Source organism: Roseateles sp. UC29_93 (genome assembly GCF_042695725.1).
Classification (GTDB): domain Bacteria; phylum Pseudomonadota; class Gammaproteobacteria; order Burkholderiales; family Burkholderiaceae_C; genus Roseateles; species Roseateles noduli_A.
Map to the genome: position 1 here is coordinate 761,032 of NZ_CP170545.1, position 14,248 is coordinate 775,279.

At 69.2% G+C, this 14,248-nt stretch carries 14 protein-coding genes and 1 pseudogene; 9 read left to right on the forward strand and 6 right to left on the reverse strand.

Going from position 1 to position 14,248, the window contains the following annotated elements:
• Positions 1-15: 15 nt before the first annotated feature.
• Positions 16-915: an SDR family oxidoreductase gene (locus ACFJIX_RS03415; RefSeq protein ID WP_377157759.1), complete on the reverse strand. Its 900-nt coding sequence runs from the start codon at positions 913-915 to the stop codon at positions 16-18.
• Between the two features lie 204 nt (positions 916-1,119).
• Between ACFJIX_RS03415 and ACFJIX_RS03420 the strand changes: the two are divergent.
• A pseudogene (locus ACFJIX_RS03420) lies at positions 1,120-1,960 on the forward strand (helix-turn-helix transcriptional regulator).
• 48 nt (positions 1,961-2,008) lie between these two features.
• Here ACFJIX_RS03420 and ACFJIX_RS03425 read toward each other — a convergent pair.
• Entirely contained in the window at positions 2,009-2,923 is a 915-nt protein-coding gene (locus ACFJIX_RS03425) for a LysR family transcriptional regulator (protein WP_377157761.1), read from the reverse strand.
• 132 nt (positions 2,924-3,055) lie between these two features.
• On the opposite strand from ACFJIX_RS03425, the gene ACFJIX_RS03430 reads away from it, so the two are divergent.
• Both ACFJIX_RS03430 and ACFJIX_RS03435 read left to right on the forward strand, forming a co-directional pair.
• Entirely contained in the window at positions 3,056-3,781 is a 726-nt protein-coding gene (locus tag ACFJIX_RS03430) for an SDR family NAD(P)-dependent oxidoreductase (RefSeq protein ID WP_377157762.1), read from the forward strand.
• Between the two features lie 64 nt (positions 3,782-3,845).
• Positions 3,846-4,082: a 4-oxalocrotonate tautomerase family protein gene (locus ACFJIX_RS03435; protein WP_377157763.1), complete on the forward strand. Its 237-nt coding sequence runs from the start codon at positions 3,846-3,848 to the stop codon at positions 4,080-4,082.
• Between the two features lie 46 nt (positions 4,083-4,128).
• On the opposite strand, the gene ACFJIX_RS03440 is transcribed toward ACFJIX_RS03435, so the two are convergent.
• The 4 genes from ACFJIX_RS03440 to ACFJIX_RS03455 form a co-directional block, all read right to left on the reverse strand.
• Positions 4,129-4,668 carry a hypothetical protein gene (locus ACFJIX_RS03440; RefSeq protein WP_377157765.1) on the reverse strand — a complete coding sequence of 180 codons (540 nt, stop codon included), beginning with the start codon at positions 4,666-4,668 and terminating at the stop codon, positions 4,129-4,131.
• Between the two features lie 214 nt (positions 4,669-4,882).
• Positions 4,883-5,548 carry a YitT family protein gene (locus ACFJIX_RS03445; RefSeq protein WP_377157767.1) on the reverse strand — a complete coding sequence of 222 codons (666 nt, stop codon included), beginning with the start codon at positions 5,546-5,548 and terminating at the stop codon, positions 4,883-4,885.
• Positions 5,549-5,649: 101 nt separating this feature from the next.
• A complete protein-coding gene (locus tag ACFJIX_RS03450) occupies positions 5,650-6,678 on the reverse strand; it encodes an amidohydrolase family protein (RefSeq protein ID WP_377157769.1) in 1,029 nt (342 codons plus the stop codon).
• Between the two features lie 216 nt (positions 6,679-6,894).
• Entirely contained in the window at positions 6,895-7,800 is a 906-nt protein-coding gene (locus ACFJIX_RS03455) for a LysR family transcriptional regulator (protein WP_377157771.1), read from the reverse strand.
• A 207-nt stretch (positions 7,801-8,007) separates the two neighbouring features.
• On the opposite strand from ACFJIX_RS03455, the gene ACFJIX_RS03460 reads away from it, so the two are divergent.
• The 6 genes from ACFJIX_RS03460 to ACFJIX_RS03485 are packed head-to-tail and all read left to right on the forward strand — an operon-like array spanning position 8,008 to position 14,248.
• Positions 8,008-9,708, forward strand: a complete 1,701-nt coding sequence (locus ACFJIX_RS03460; protein WP_377157772.1) for a tannase/feruloyl esterase family alpha/beta hydrolase — start codon at positions 8,008-8,010, stop codon at positions 9,706-9,708.
• A 38-nt stretch (positions 9,709-9,746) separates the two neighbouring features.
• Positions 9,747-11,039: a gallate dioxygenase gene (locus ACFJIX_RS03465; RefSeq protein WP_377157773.1), complete on the forward strand. Its 1,293-nt coding sequence runs from the start codon at positions 9,747-9,749 to the stop codon at positions 11,037-11,039.
• 32 nt (positions 11,040-11,071) lie between these two features.
• A complete protein-coding gene (locus ACFJIX_RS03470) occupies positions 11,072-12,178 on the forward strand; it encodes a porin (protein ID WP_377161586.1) in 1,107 nt (368 codons plus the stop codon).
• Between the two features lie 19 nt (positions 12,179-12,197).
• A complete protein-coding gene (locus ACFJIX_RS03475; protein WP_377157775.1) occupies positions 12,198-13,517 on the forward strand; it encodes an MFS transporter in 1,320 nt (439 codons plus the stop codon).
• 15 nt (positions 13,518-13,532) lie between these two features.
• Positions 13,533-13,853 (forward strand): hypothetical protein, encoded by a 321-nt coding sequence (locus ACFJIX_RS03480; protein ID WP_377157776.1) that lies wholly within the window; start codon positions 13,533-13,535, stop codon positions 13,851-13,853.
• Complete coding sequence (locus tag ACFJIX_RS03485) at positions 13,850-14,248, forward strand: hypothetical protein (RefSeq protein WP_377157777.1); 399 nt, start codon at positions 13,850-13,852, stop codon at positions 14,246-14,248. Before ACFJIX_RS03480 ends, ACFJIX_RS03485 begins: the two co-directional genes overlap by 4 nt.

The window sequence follows — 14,248 nt, forward strand, 5'->3', positions numbered from 1 at the left end:
GCTCGCCCGCTGTCCTCAGGCCTTCACGTCGAAGTAGCCCGCCTCGTCGAGATCCTGCGCCAGCGTCGGATGCTTCGGCGCCCAGCCGAGCGCCTCGCGCGTGGCGATGCTGGTCGCCGCGAGGTTCAGCCCGGCGAACTTCGTGAACCAACCGAAGTACGCCTGGGCCTCGTCCTGCGAGAGGCTCACCACCGGCACGCCCAGACGCCCGCCGATCGCGGTCGCGATGTCCTTGAATGCGAGCCGCTCTTCCGCGATCGCATGCCAGCGCGCACCTGCGCGGGGCGCTTCGATCGCGCGCCGGAACACCACCGCCGCATCGCGGCGATGCACGGCGCTCCACGCGTTCTGGCCATCGCCGATGTAGGCCGACCGGCCCGTGCGCCGCGCGAGGTCGATGAGGATCGGCACGAAGCCGTGATCGCCCGCGCCGTGCACCGTCGGCGAGAGACGCACCGTGGCGGCGTTGACGCCGCGCGCCGCGAGCGCCAGGGCGGTCGGCTCGGACGCGCGCGGGTAGCCGTCGGACACGGGCAGGCACGGATCCCCTTCGTGACCCAGTCGCCCCGACACCGCCATCGCCAGCCCCGACGTCACCAGCAGCGGACGCTGCGATCCGACCAGTGCCTCGCCGAGCGCCTCGATGGCGACGCTGTCGCGCCGGCAGTTCTCGGCGAAGCGGGAGAAGTCGTGATCGAACGCGGTGTGGATGACGGCGTCGGTCGACGCCGCGCCCGAGCGCAGGCTGTCCAGATCGTCGATCGTGCCGCGATGCACGTCGGCGCCGGCTCGGACCAGCGCCTCCGCGGACGCCTCCGACCGCGCCAGCCCGAGCACCTGATGGCCGGCCTCGATCAATTCATCGACCACCGCCGACCCGACGAAGCCCGTGGCTCCAGTGACGAAAACGCGCATGAGAGAAACCCTCGAAAGTTGATGCCACGCATCGTCAACGCAGAATCCATCCCGGTGTAGTAGTGACCTTATCCAGGTATGGCGGCTAACAGGATGAACAGCGTCTTTCCCCTTCCCTCCGTGTTTCGTCCCGAGTCCCCCGAGCCTTCCGAGCCTCGCGCGGACATGCCCTCGCCGTTGCCCGCGGCTGCCGCGCAGATCCACATGCACGCGCCGAAGGACAACCCGCTCGGCGCCTACCTGCGCGATCGCCGCGAGCGACTCGACCCCGCCGCGCTCGGCCTGCCGATGACGCGTCGGCGCACGCCGGGCCTGCGCCGCGAGGAGGTGGCCCAACGCGCCCCACGTGAGCCCGACCTGGTACACGTGGTTGGAGCAGGGGCGTGGCGGTGCGCCGTCGGAGGTCGTGCTCGAGCGCATCGCCACCGCGCTGCTGCTGACGGACGTCGAGCGCGAGCACCTCTTCCTGCTCGCCTTCGGACGCGCGCCCGAGATCCGCGCGCCTGAGGCCGCCGGCGTCACGCCGCGGCTGCAGCGCGTGCTGGACGCGCTCACGCTGAGCCCGGCGATCGTGAAGACGCCGCTGTGGGACGTCGTCGGTTGGAATCGCGCGGCAAGCGCCGTGCTCACCGACTACAGCACGCTGCCGCCGGAGCAGCGCAACATCGTGAAGCTGATCTTCTGCAACCCGCGCGTGCGGGCGGCGCAGGACGATTGGGAAAGCGTCGCGCGTTTCGTGGTGGCGGCGTTCCGCGCGGACTCCGCGCGAGTCGGCGACACGGCCAGGGTCGAGGCCCTGGTGCGCGAAGTCAGCGCGCGCAGCCCCGAGTTCGAGAAGTTCTGGCGCGAGCACGACGTGAAGGCCTTCGGCGAGGGCGTGAAGCGGCTGCGGCATCCGACCGTCGGGCTGATCGCCTTCGAGTACTCGGCGTTCTCCGTCGATCAGCGGCCCGACCTCGGCATGGTGGTCTACCAGCCGGCGACGCGCGAGGACGAAGACAGCGTGCGCCGGCTGTTGAATCTCCAGGAACTTGCGTCGACCTGAGGATCCGCGAATCGCGGCGGTTCACCGCATCACGGGATCACCAAGGCATCACGGCAGAAACAGCGCCTTCTCTTCTTCGAACACCTGTTGCAGGTGATCTGCCACCGTGCGGATCGCCCGGTCCTTCCGGTCCTGCCCGCGGATCAGCAGCCACATCTCCCGCGGATCGCGCACCGGCGCCAGCGCGCACGCACGCAGCCCGGGCACCTGCCGCCCGATGTAATGCGGCAGCACCGCCAGGCCCGCGCCGGTCCTTGCCGCGATGGCCTGCGACATGTGGTTGTTGGCGCGGAACGCGACCCTGGCGCGCGGGAAGCGCTGCGCCAGCCAGGTCGCGTCGGGCATATCGGCGTTCTCCTCGTCGAAGCCGACGAACACCGGCGCCGCGCCGGCCTCCGCCGCCTCGCAGACCGACGGCGTGCCGTAGAAGCCGAAGCCCATCGTGCCCAGCGGCTTCGCGATGAAGTCGCCGTCGCGCGGCCGCGTGAGGCGCACCGCGATGTCCGCCTGGTGCCGGTCGAGGCTCACCGCCCGCAGGTCCGTCGCGAGATCGACATCCAGCCCTGGATGCAGCACCGCGAGCCGCGCCAGCCGGTCGATCAGGAAACCCTGCGACAGCGCCGGCGGCGCGTTCACCCGCACCAGTCCGCGCACCGCGCCGTCGCCTCCGTTTCCGCCACCGCCTTCGCGCGCGAGCGACTGGGCCGCGGACTCCATGTCGCTCGCCGCCGCCAACGCGCGCCGCCCCGCCGCCGTCAGCACGTAGCCGTCGGGCCGACGATCGACAAGCTTCTCGCCGAGGCTGTCCTCCAGCGCCTGGATGCGCCGCGAGATCGTCGCGTGATTGACCGTCAGCGCCCGCGCCGCCGCCGACAGGCTGCCGTGGCGGCCCAGCGCGAGGAACACGCGCAGGTCCTCCCAGTCGACGCCCCCACGGATTCCTGTGCGTTTTTGATCAGCCATTGAGACAGGATAGCGGCTACCGCGCGGAAGGCCCGGCTCCTAACCTTCTGTCCAACGCCGAACGATCTCCGACCGCCACGGCGTCCCGACCCACCCGGATCCTCCGGATCCCGCATGAACAGGAGCCTTTCCATGTCCACCGTTTCCAGCACCACCGCACAGAAGGTCGCCATCGTCACCGGCGCCTCGCAAGGCATCGGCGCCGCGCTCGTCGCCGCCTATCGCGCACAGGGCTACGCCGTCGTCGCCAACTCGCGCCACATCCAGCAGGGCGACGACGCCGGCGTGGTCGCCGTGCCCGGCCACATCGGCGACCGCCTCGTCGCGCAACGCGTCGTGCAGACCGCGCTCGACCGCTTCGGCCGCATCGACACGCTGATCAACAACGCCGGCGTCTTCATCGCCAAGCCGTTCGTCGAGTACACGCCGCAGGACTTCCAGGACGCGATCGCCGTCAACGTCGCGGGCTTCTTCCACGTCACGCAGCTGGCGCTGCCGCAGATGCTGCAGCAGAAGAGCGGCCACGTCGTGACGATCACGACCACGCTGGTCGACCAGCCGATCGCCGCGGTGCCTACCGGCCTGGCCGGCCTGACCAAGGGCGGGCTGGACGCGGTGACGCGTTCGCTGGCGATCGAATACGCCAAGACCGGCGTCCGCGTGAACGCGGTCCGTCCCGGCGTGATCAAGACGCCGATGCACGCGCCGGAGACGCACGACTTCCTGGCCGCGCTGCACCCGATGGGCCGCATGGGCGAGATCAGCGACATCGTCGACGCGGTGCTGTATCTGGAGCGCGCCGGCTTCGTCACCGGCGAGTTGCTCAACGTCGACGGCGGCCAGCACGCCGGCCGCTGAGCCTCTCCCGTCCCCGACCGATCCCCACGAGCCGAGCCCGGCTCGGCAGACCAAGGAGCCCACCATGCCCTACGTCAACATCAAGGTGACCCGCGAGGGCACCGCCCCCGGCGCCAGCGCCACCACGCCCGAGCAGAAGGCGGCCCTGATCCAGGGTGTCAGCGATCTGCTGTTCGAGGTGATGGGCAAGCCCCATCACATGACCTTCGTCGTCATCGACGAGGTCGAGCTCGACAACTGGGGCGTCGGCGGCCTGCCGACCGCGGAGTTCCGCCGCCGGCAGGCCGGGACGCCGGGCTAGGGAGGCCCAGGAGACCGGTTCCCTTCACGGTGCGTGTCGAGCGGCGTCATCCGCCCTTGATCCTCACCGTGAACGTGAGCTTGTAGGTGCCGCCGTCGCCGCTGAAGTTCAGCGGCGTGAGCGGCGTTTCCGTCGTCACCGTCGGCACGACGAAGCTGTGCCAGCCGAGGTACTCGTCGTTGGACAGGGAACTGGACACGATGCTCGACAGCTTGGGACCGACGACCGACCGCAACTGGGCCGGCGTCAGATTGCTCCAGCCGCTCTGGCCGAAGTTGTTCCAGATGGTCTGCATCATCAACTGCAGCACCCCGCCGCCGCCCAGGTCCGCATCCCAGTCCTCCTCGAGCATGAACACGAAGACGAAGGCGCCGCCGGCTTCCGATTCGTCGATGATGCGCCGCGTGTTGTCGACCGAGCCGACATTGAAGTCGTCGTCCCAATCGGAATCGCGCACGCGGTGCAGCTTGCCGCCGGGCACGTTGCGGTGCGCCATGAAGACCAGCACATAGGGCGAGTCGTCGCCGCCCTCGCTGGTGTCGTCGACGCACTTGAGCTGGGTGAGCATCAACTGGCGTGTGGGCATGGGCACCTCCTGCGAATCTCGCATTGCGGCCACCGCCCGGAATCGAGCCGTGAAGAAGCCGTGAGCCAGACTAGGCAGACCCTCGCCGGCGGCCCATCCCTAGGACCTCCCGGAACCCCTAGGTTGGCACCCCTAGGTTGATACCCCTGGCTGGGCACGGCCGCGCGCGGCCCGGCGCCTCACGCGCCGGACCTGCCCCGGTCACGGCGCGCGGTCACAGCACCGCGTAGCGTCCCGGCTTGTGGTTGACGGCGATGAAGAGATTCATCACCACCGCGGCGAGCACCGAGTACGCGACCCGCTCCGGATCCACGACCGTGAGCGCGAGCAGCACGATCGCGCAGTCCATCGCCATCTGCACCTTGCCGGCGCGCCAGCCCTTGGCCTTCTGCAGGTAGAGCGACACGATGGTGGCGCCGCCGAGGCTGGCGCGATGCCGCGCCAGGAACAGGCAGCCCGAGCCCAGCAGCGCCCCGCCGAGGATCGCGGCGTAGGCCGGATGGATGCGGTCGATGGCGAAGAGCTTGGGCGAGAACTCGGTCAGCACCGACAGCAAGGCGATCGAGATGAAGGTCTTCACCGTGAATTCGCGCCCCATGCGCGTCCACGCGAACCAGTAGAACGGCAGGTTGATCAGGAAGAACAGCTTGCCCAGGCTGACGCCGGTCGCGTAGTGCAGCACGAAGGCCGCGCCCGCGGTGCCGCCGGTCAGCAGCCCGACCTGCGCGAACAGGATCAGCGCCAGCGACACGAACAGCGTCCCGGTGAAGATCGCCTGCGCGTCCTCGAAGGCCGTGTGGGAGCGGATCGCCAGGTCGGCGAGCGGCTCGGCGATCGCGGGGGAAGGCGGCGGTGTGGTGTCGTCAGGTGTGGCGCTCATCCCGGGCACGAAGCAGAAAGCGTGCCCAGGAGTGTCGCAGCACCGGCGTGCGGCGTCAGCGCGAATCCTTATGAACTTCGCGCCGCCGCATGCCTCGACGCTCAGCGGCCCTGCGCCTTCAACCGTGCGTCCAGCCGCGAGAACACGCGCCGCGCGTTGCCCTCGTAGACGAGGTGGCGTTCCTCGTCGTTGAGGTGGGGCGTGGCGGCGATGTAGCGCTTGGTGTCGTCGAAGTAGTGCCCGGTCTCCGGATCGATGCCGCGCACCGCGCCGATCATCTCGGACGCGAACAGCACGTTCTTCACCGGGATCACGGCCGTCAGCAGGTCGATGCCCGGCTGGTGATAGACGCAGGTGTCGAAGAAGATGTTGTTCAGCAGATGCTCGTCGAGCAAAGGCTTCTTGAGCTCCTGCGCCAGCCCGCGGAAGCGTCCCCAGTGGTACGGCACCGCGCCGCCGCCGTGCGGGATCAGGAACTTCAGCGTCGGGAAGTCCTTGAACAGGTCGCCGGTCAGGCACTGCATGAAGGCCGTCGTGTCCGCGTTCAGGTAATGCGCGCCGGTGGTGTGGAAACACGCGTTGCAGCTGGTGCTGACGTGGACCATCGCGGGGATGTCCAGCTCGACCATCTTCTCGTAGAGCGGGTACCAGTGGCGGTCGGTCAGCGGCGGGCTCGTCCAATGGCCGCCGGACGGATCGGGGTTCAGGTTGATGCCGACGAAGCCGTAGTCCTTGACGCACTTCTCGAGTTCCGGGATGCAGCTCGCCGGATCGACGCCCGGGCTCTGCGGCAGCATCGCCGCGCCGACGAAGTGCTCGGGGAAGAGCTCGGCGACGCGCGCGCAGAGCTCGTTGCAGATCGCCGCCCAGGTGGCGGAGGTCTGGAAGTCGCCGATGTGATGCGCCATGAAGCTGGCGCGTGGGCTGAAGATCGTCAGGTCGGAGCCGCGCTCCTTCATCTTCTTCAGCTGATTGGTCTCGATGGACTCGCGCAGCTCGTCGTCGGAGATCTTCAGGTCGCTGGCCTTCGGCGCCCGCGACGGGTCCTTCAGGCCGGCGATCTGCAGGTCGCGCCAGGCGCCGAGCGCGGCGGGAGCGGTGGTGTAGTGACCGTGGACGTCGATGATCATGGGGCTCTCTGGTTCGCTGGGAACGACCGCGGCATGGCGTTGCCCTGCCGGGCCGACTGCGGTGCATTGTGGAGAGCCCCGCCACGTCGTCCAAGTTATGGCCTGGACTAGCTGCTATTCAGTTCCGGCATGGCGGTGGCAAAGCTGAAGCGCTTCTTGCTCCCTCTCCCGCTTGCGGGAGAGGGTGGGGGTGAGGGCCAGCGGCGGTGGAAGTACTCAAGCGCGACCGTGTGTGATGACGTAGGCCGCGCGGTGCAGGTGCGCCATGAAGTGCCGCACCGCCGGCTTCACGGCCGCATCGTTGCGCGCCATCGCGCCGAGCGTCAGGCGCAGCGGCGCTTCCTTCACGGGCACCACCTGCAGGAACTGCGCGGCGAACGGATGCCCCGCGATCTGCCGCGGCAGCAGGCCGACGCAGTTGCCGCTCGCGATCACGGACAGCAGCCCCAGCGTCGAATTGACCACCGCCCCGGCGGGCGGCGGCGGCAGGCCGTGGGTCTCGAAGAGCGTGCGCGCCAGCCCCGTCGCTTCGGTCGCACCGGTGTAGACCCAGCGCGCTTCGGCCAGATCGGCGAGCTGCTTCGATCGCGCCAGCGCATTGCCCTTGCGCACCACGACCACCATGTCGATCGGCATCAGCGATTCGACCGCGCATTCGCCGCGCGGCAGCTGATCGGGCAAGGGGCCGAGCGCGATGTCCACCTCGCCCTTGCGCACGCGCGTGAGCTGCGCGATGTAGAGCTCCTCCACGATGCGCAGCTGGATGTCGGGGAACTCGGCGCCGAAGGTGCGCAGCGCCTCCGGCACCAGCAGCATCACCGCCAGCGGCACCGCGCCGATGGTCAGCGAACCCGTCATGCGGCCGCTCAGCTGCTGGATCTGATCGCGGGCATGGGAGAGCTCGCGGTCCGCGGCCAGCGCGCGCTCGTACAGGACCATGCCCTGCGCCGTCGCCAGCACGCCGGTCGTCGAGCGCAGCAGCAGCGTCGTCTCCAGCTCGCGTTCGAGCTCCCGGACCATCTTCGTCAGCGCCGGCTGCGACACCCCGATGCGACGCGCCGCCGATCGCAGGCTGCCTTCCTCCACCGCGGCGACGATCGCCCGCAAGTTCGTGAGCTTCATGCGCCGGGATGATAACGGTGGGTTATCGCGCCACGCTTCGCGGCATCTGCCAGATGCCGGCAGCGATTCCTAGACTCCGCCCCGCATCGACTTGATCCGGATCAAGACCGATGGCCGAGAACACCGATGAAGCCGCGACAAAGCGGCGATGCGCGCGCTGAGACAGGGAACCCATCCCCTTCCCCACAGCAACGACAGGAGACAAGCGTGACACAACCTAGGGTTATCACCAGGGCACTCGGGCTGATGCTCGCCGCGACCCTTGGCGGGCTGGGCGGCTGCAACGGCAGCGAGGCCTCGCCCGCGGACACGACCACGCCGCCGGCGTCGGTCGAACTGGCCGTCGTCAAGCCGACCGTCACCTGCGCCAGCCTGAGTTCGACCAACCTCGTCGACATCGGCGGCGTCGGCAGCACCATCACCTCCGCGACGGAAGGCAGCATCGCGATCAACGGCAAGGACACGAAGTTCTGTACCGTCGAGGGCACGCTCGCGCCGGCCGTCGGCTTCCGCGTGCGGCTGCCGTTGGAGACCTGGACGCAGCGCACGCTGGACATCGGCTGCGGCGGCCTCTGCGGCTCGATCAGCGCGGCGGTCGATCCCGGCCAGGCCTACGGCTGCCCGCTGGTGCAGTCGGGCGGCTTCGTGCTCGCCTCGACCAACATGGGCCATACGAACGCCGAAGCCACCTGGTCGCTGGATGCGCAGCGCCGCGTGGACTTCGCCTACCGCGCCGTCCACATCACCAATCTCGCCGCGAAGAAGCTGACCCTGGCCTTCTACGGCCAGGCGCAGAAGTACGCCTACTTCGTGGGCTGCTCCGACGGCGGGCGCGAAGGGCTGATGGCCGCGCAGCGTTATCCGACGGACTACAACGGCATCGTCGTCGGCGCGCCGGCCTTCCTGTTCCAGACGCAGAACTCGCTGCTGCACGGCTGGGGATCTCGGGCCAACCGCGACAACGGCCTGACCACCGGCAACATCGTGATGTACCCGGCCAAGGCGGCGGTGCTGCACAAGGCGGTCGTCGCCGCCTGCGACGCACAGGACGGGCAGACCGACGGCCTGCTGAGCGATCCGCGCCTGTGCAGCTATGACCCGGCGGCCCTCCAGTGCGCGGACGGCGCGACCGACACCAGCGCCTGCCTGACCGCGACCGAAGTGGCGTCGGCCCGCAAGTTCTACGCCGGACCGCGCGACGCCTCGACCAACCGGCGCGTGCTGGTGGGAACCTCGCAATACGGTTCGGAGCTGAACTGGTCCGGCGTCTTCGTGCCGGCCAACGACACGCCGACGACGCGCCTCGGGAGCGACAACTTCGTCAACGGCGCCCGTTCCGTGATCTTCACCGACGCGACGCCGCCGACGATCGACGAGCTCGACTTCAGTGAGGCCTTCTACGCCAAGCTGCGGCCCCGCCATCCGCTCAACGACGCGACCAACCCGGACCTCACCGCGTTCAAGGCCGCCGGCGGCAAGCTGATCCTGTGGCACGGCTGGGCGGATCAGCACATCTCGCCCCTCGGCACGATCGCGTACTACGAGGCCATGCAGAAGGTGCTCGGCCAATCGACGATGGACGCATTCATGCGCATGTACCTGGTGCCAGGTGTTGCGCACTGCGGCAGCGGCGAAGGCCACGACAAGATGGACCTGGTCACCGCCGCGGTGAACTGGGTCGAGAAGGGCACCGCCCCCGACGGCATCACGACGAACCGCACCGACGCCGCCGGCGCCGTGACCGCGTCGCGCCCCGTGTACCCGTACCCCGCGCTGGCCAAGCTCAACAGCGGCGCCGACGCGACGCAGGCCGGGAACTACACCAAGGGTCCGGCGCTCTACACCTCGCAGGTCCCCGACTGGGCCGGCAGCGAGTTCTTCAATCCCTACGCGGCCGCGCCCCTCTGACCGTCCGGTCGCGCGCCACGTCCCCGCTCGGAAGTTCCATGGCCCGGATCATCGGCGGCATCGCCGCCTCCCACACCCCGACGATCGGTTTTGCGTTCGACCGCGACAAGCGCTCCGACCCGGCCTGGGCGCCGATCTTCGACGCCTTCGCGCCGGTCCAGGACTGGCTCGCGGCCCGCAAACCCGACGTGCTGCTGATGGTCTACAACGACCATGTCACCTCGTTCTTTTTCGACCACTACTCGGCGTTCTCGCTGGGGGTCGGAGAGCGCTGGGCCGTGGCCGACGAGGGCGGCGGCGCGCGCGACCTGCCGCCGGTGGACGGGCATCCCGGACTGGCGGCGCACATCGGCCAGTCGCTGATGGCGGACGAGTTCGACATGTCCTTCTTCCAGGACAAGGCGCTCGACCACGGCTGCTTCTCGCCGCTGTCGGTGATGTGCCCGCACGAGCCGGCGTGGCCGGTGAAGCTGGTGCCGCTGCAGATGGGCGTGCTGCAGTTTCCGATTCCGAGCGCGCGACGCTGCTACCGGCTCGGCCAGGCGCTGCGCCGCGCGATCGAGAGCTACCCCGAGGACCTGCGCGTCGCGATCGTCGCGACCGGCGGCCTGTCGCACCAGGTGCACGGCGAGCGCGCGGGCTTCAACAACCCCGCGTGGGACGCCCGGTTCCTGGACCTGCTCGAACAGGACCCCGAGGCGCTCGCCGACATGACCCACGCCGAGTACGCGACGCTGGGCGGCTTCGAGGGCTCGGAAGTGATCATGTGGCTGGTGATGCGCGGCGCGCTCGCCGCGCAGGTGACCTGCCTGCATCGCGCGTACACGCTGCCGTCGATGACCGGCATCGCGACGGCGATCTTCGAGCCGGCGCAACAGGCACAGCGGGCGCTGCCCGAGGCGATGCTCGACCGGCATCGTACGCACATGGCGCGGCAGCTCGACGGCGTCGGCGCCCTGCCCGGCACCTATCCGTTCACGCTCGAACGCAGCGTCAAGGCCTACCGCCTCAACCGCTTCCTGCATGCGCTGGTCGACCCCGCCGTGCGCCGCGACTTCCTCGCCGACGAGGATGCGGCGTTCGAGCGCTCCTCGCTCAGCAACGAGGAACGCGACCTCGTGCGCCGCCGTGACTGGATCGGGCTGATCCGGCACGGCGTCATCTTCTTCCTGCTCGAAAAGCTGGGCGCCGTGATCGGCGTCTCCAACCTGCACATCTACGCCGCGATGCGCGGCGAGACGCTCGACGCGTTCCAGGCGACCCGCAACGCACGGGTCCTCTATTCGGTCGCATCCACTTCCCCCAACCAAAGAGACGAGGAGACATCGTGAAGACAACAAGAACACTTTCCGCGGCGACCCTGATGACCGCGGGCGCGCTGTGCGGCCTGGCGCACGCGCCGGTCCAGGCGCAGTCGCAGAGCTCGACCAACGTGCAGATCTACGGACTGCTCGACGTGCCGGTCGAGTACCTGAACAAGGTCGGCGCCAGTGGCGCCAGCCTCACGCGCATGCCGGGCCTGAGCGGCGGCTATGCACCGTCCCGACTGGGATTCCGCGGCACCGAGGATCTTGGCGACGGGCTCAAGGCCGTGTTCACGCTGGAGATGGGCATCGGCGCCGACAGCGGCACGCTCAACCAGGGCGGGCGCGCATGGGGCCGTCAGGCCTACGTCGGCTTGCAAGGCGGCTGGGGAACGATCAGCCTCGGGCGCCAGTACTCGATGCTGTTCTGGTCGCAGACCGATGCGGACATCCTCGGCCCGGCGATGTTCGGCTCCGGCTCGCTGGACAGCTACCTGCCGAATGCGCGCGTGGACAACGCGATCGCCTATCGCGGCCAGTTCAGCGGCTTCACCGTCGGCGCGACCTGGAGCCCCGGCCGCGACGCGGTCAACGCAGGTCCGAGCCCGTCGGGCACCAACTGCGCCGGCGAGAACGCCGCCGACAAGAACGCCTGCCGGCAGTGGTCGGCCATGGTCAAGTACGACACGACGGTGTGGGGCGCCTCAGCCGCGATCGACGAGATCCGCGGCGGCGCCGGCGCCTTCGCGGGTCTGACGAGCAGCGCGATGAAGGACCGCCGCAGCACGGTGGCGGGCTGGTTCAAGACCGGCGACTGGAAGCTCGCGGCGGGGCTGATCGCCCGCCGCAACGACGCCAGCGCCACGACGCCGAAGAGCAACCTCTGGTACGCCGGCGCGACCTGGTCACTGACCCCGAGCTGGGGACTCGACGCGCAGGTGTTCAAGCTGGACTACAAGAACAGCGCCAACGCGGCGACCTTGTGGGCCGTGCGCGGCACCTACTTCCTGTCCAAGCGCACGTCGGTCTACGCGACGGCGGGCCGCATCGACAACGACGGCACGCTCGCGCTGGGCGTCAGCAACGCGGCCGCGGCGGCGGGCAGCACGCCGGCGGCGGGCGGCTCGCAGACGGGGCTGGGCATGGGCATCCGCCACGCCTTCTGAGGTCGATGGGAGACACGTGGTGAATACGACTTCGACAGTGGACGTTCGCGCGTTCATCGATGGACGCGGGATGTCCTCGCGCCAGTGGCTGACGCTGGCCCTGTGCTTCCTGGTGGTGGCGGCGGACGGCATGGACGTGGCGATCATGGGCTTCCTGGCGCCCTCGATCCTGCAGGAGTGGGGCATCTCGAAAGCCGCCTTCGGCATGGTGATGAGCGCCGCGCCGATCGGTCTGGTGTTCGGCGCGCTCTTCGCCGGGCCGACCTCCGATCGGATCGGCCGCAAGAAGGTGCTGGTGATCTCGGTGCTGGTCTTCGCGATCTTCACGCTGCTGGCCTCCCGCGCGCAGGGGTTGACGGAGCTGGTCGTGCTGCGCTTCCTCACCGGCATCGGCCTGGGCGCGGCGATGCCCAACACGACGACGCTGCTGTCGGAGTACGTGCCGGAGCGTTCCCGCTCGCTGATGGTGACGCTGATGTTCACCGGCTTCAACCTGGGCTCGGCGCTGGTCGGCTTCGTGGCGGCCGGGATGATCCCGCACTGGGGATGGCGCTCGGTGCTGGCCGTCGGCGGCGCGCTGCCGCTCGTGCTGGTGCCGCTGCTGATGGCCTGGCTGCCGGAGTCGTGCCGATTCATGGCGGTGCGCGGCGTCGCGGGCACGCGCATCGCGGCGACGCTCGGCCGCGTCTGCGGCGAGCGCTTCGCGGCGCACACGCAGTTCGTCTCCAAGGAGCCCGAGGTGGCGGCCCGCACGCCGGTGCGGCTGCTGTTCTCGGCGGGCTACGGACGTCAGACGCTGGCGCTGTGGACCACCTACTTCATGGGCCTGCTCGTGATCTACCTGCTGACCGGCTGGCTGCCGACGCTGTTCAAGGAACAGGGCTTGAGCATCTCGCAGGCGGCGATGGTGACGGCGATGTTCCAGATCGGCGGCACGGCGGGCGGTGTCGTGGTCGGCTGGCTGATGGACCGGATGGGACCGACGCGGGTGATCAGCATCGCCTACGCGGGCGGCGCGCTGAGCGTGCTGCTGCTGGCGGCGATGGGGGCCGGCGTGAACGGCCTGGGGCTGCTGTCCGCGCTGGTGGGCTTCTGCATGAGCGGCGCGCAGACGGGGCTCAACGCCTACGCGCCGTCGTGCTATCCGACGATGGCGCGCGCGACCGGCGTGAGCTGGATGCTCGGCGTGGGTCGCTTCGGCAGCATCCTGGGATCGATGATCGGCGGCGTGCTGCTGGGACTGGGGTGGAGCTTCGCGGGGATCCTCGCGCTGCTGGCGGTGCCGGCGGTGCTGGCCGCGGTGGCGGTGCGGGGCAGTGTGCGGCGCGAAACGGCGTGAGCATCGCGGATGCGCTTGTGGGACGACTACACACTGCACGACGCTCGAGTCGTGGAGGTCGACACGGACGTCCCAGGACAAAGGCTCTCGCTCGTGCTGAACGGTTGGGATCAACCGTTGCAGCATCCGATGCGCTACGCGATGACGTTCATCGGCATCACTGCGGGCGGTACCCTGCCTGAAGGCGTCTCCATCGAAGCGCTGAAGGATCTCGGCTACGTCGAGATGGAGGCTCTCGATGTCGGCGTCGAGTTCCGCATGCTCTTCGTGTCGGGCATCGAATGGACCATTCGGTGCCAGGATGTCGCTGTCGAAACGATGACGCCTACGCGATGAATTCCTCCGCGCTCTCACCTCCGCGCCTTACCCTGGTGATGCTGATTGCTGCGCATCCGATCGCGGCTCACGCGCATGGCGATGCCCAGCTGTTGACGTTCGTCATGGCCGCGGGGATGGTCGCCGGCATGCTGTCCGGGTGCTTGGCGGCTCTGGTGCGCCGGATCTCACGCGTGCCATGGCCGCTGTGGTTCCTGGTATATCTGGCGATCGGCGCATTGGCTGCTGCCCTCGCTGTCCAGGACATCGGCGGCGCGACCTTGTTCTTGGCCTTTGGAGGTCTTGGCGGTGTGCTGCCGTTCGTGGCCGCCTTCTACCTCGTGAAGGCGGTGTGCGACGCCACATGCAGACGGCTGAAGGCGCGCTCGCGAGCGCGCCGCGACTCGCGCGCATGA

Coding starts and splice junctions, on each gene's coding strand:
- ACFJIX_RS03465 (WP_377157773.1), top strand. CDS start 9,747: ATGGCCCGGATCATCGGCGGCATCGCCGCCTCCCACACCCCGACGATC.
- ACFJIX_RS03425 (WP_377157761.1), bottom strand. CDS start 2,923: ATGGCTGATCAAAAACGCACAGGAATCCGTGGGGGCGTCGACTGGGAG.
- ACFJIX_RS03470 (WP_377161586.1), top strand. CDS start 11,072: ATGACCGCGGGCGCGCTGTGCGGCCTGGCGCACGCGCCGGTCCAGGCG.
- ACFJIX_RS03450 (WP_377157769.1), bottom strand. CDS start 6,678: ATGATCATCGACGTCCACGGTCACTACACCACCGCTCCCGCCGCGCTC.
- ACFJIX_RS03445 (WP_377157767.1), bottom strand. CDS start 5,548: ATGAGCGCCACACCTGACGACACCACACCGCCGCCTTCCCCCGCGATC.
- ACFJIX_RS03440 (WP_377157765.1), bottom strand. CDS start 4,668: ATGCCCACACGCCAGTTGATGCTCACCCAGCTCAAGTGCGTCGACGAC.
- ACFJIX_RS03435 (WP_377157763.1), top strand. CDS start 3,846: ATGCCCTACGTCAACATCAAGGTGACCCGCGAGGGCACCGCCCCCGGC.
- ACFJIX_RS03485 (WP_377157777.1), top strand. CDS start 13,850: ATGAATTCCTCCGCGCTCTCACCTCCGCGCCTTACCCTGGTGATGCTG.
- ACFJIX_RS03455 (WP_377157771.1), bottom strand. CDS start 7,800: ATGAAGCTCACGAACTTGCGGGCGATCGTCGCCGCGGTGGAGGAAGGC.
- ACFJIX_RS03415 (WP_377157759.1), bottom strand. CDS start 915: ATGCGCGTTTTCGTCACTGGAGCCACGGGCTTCGTCGGGTCGGCGGTG.
- ACFJIX_RS03430 (WP_377157762.1), top strand. CDS start 3,056: ATGTCCACCGTTTCCAGCACCACCGCACAGAAGGTCGCCATCGTCACC.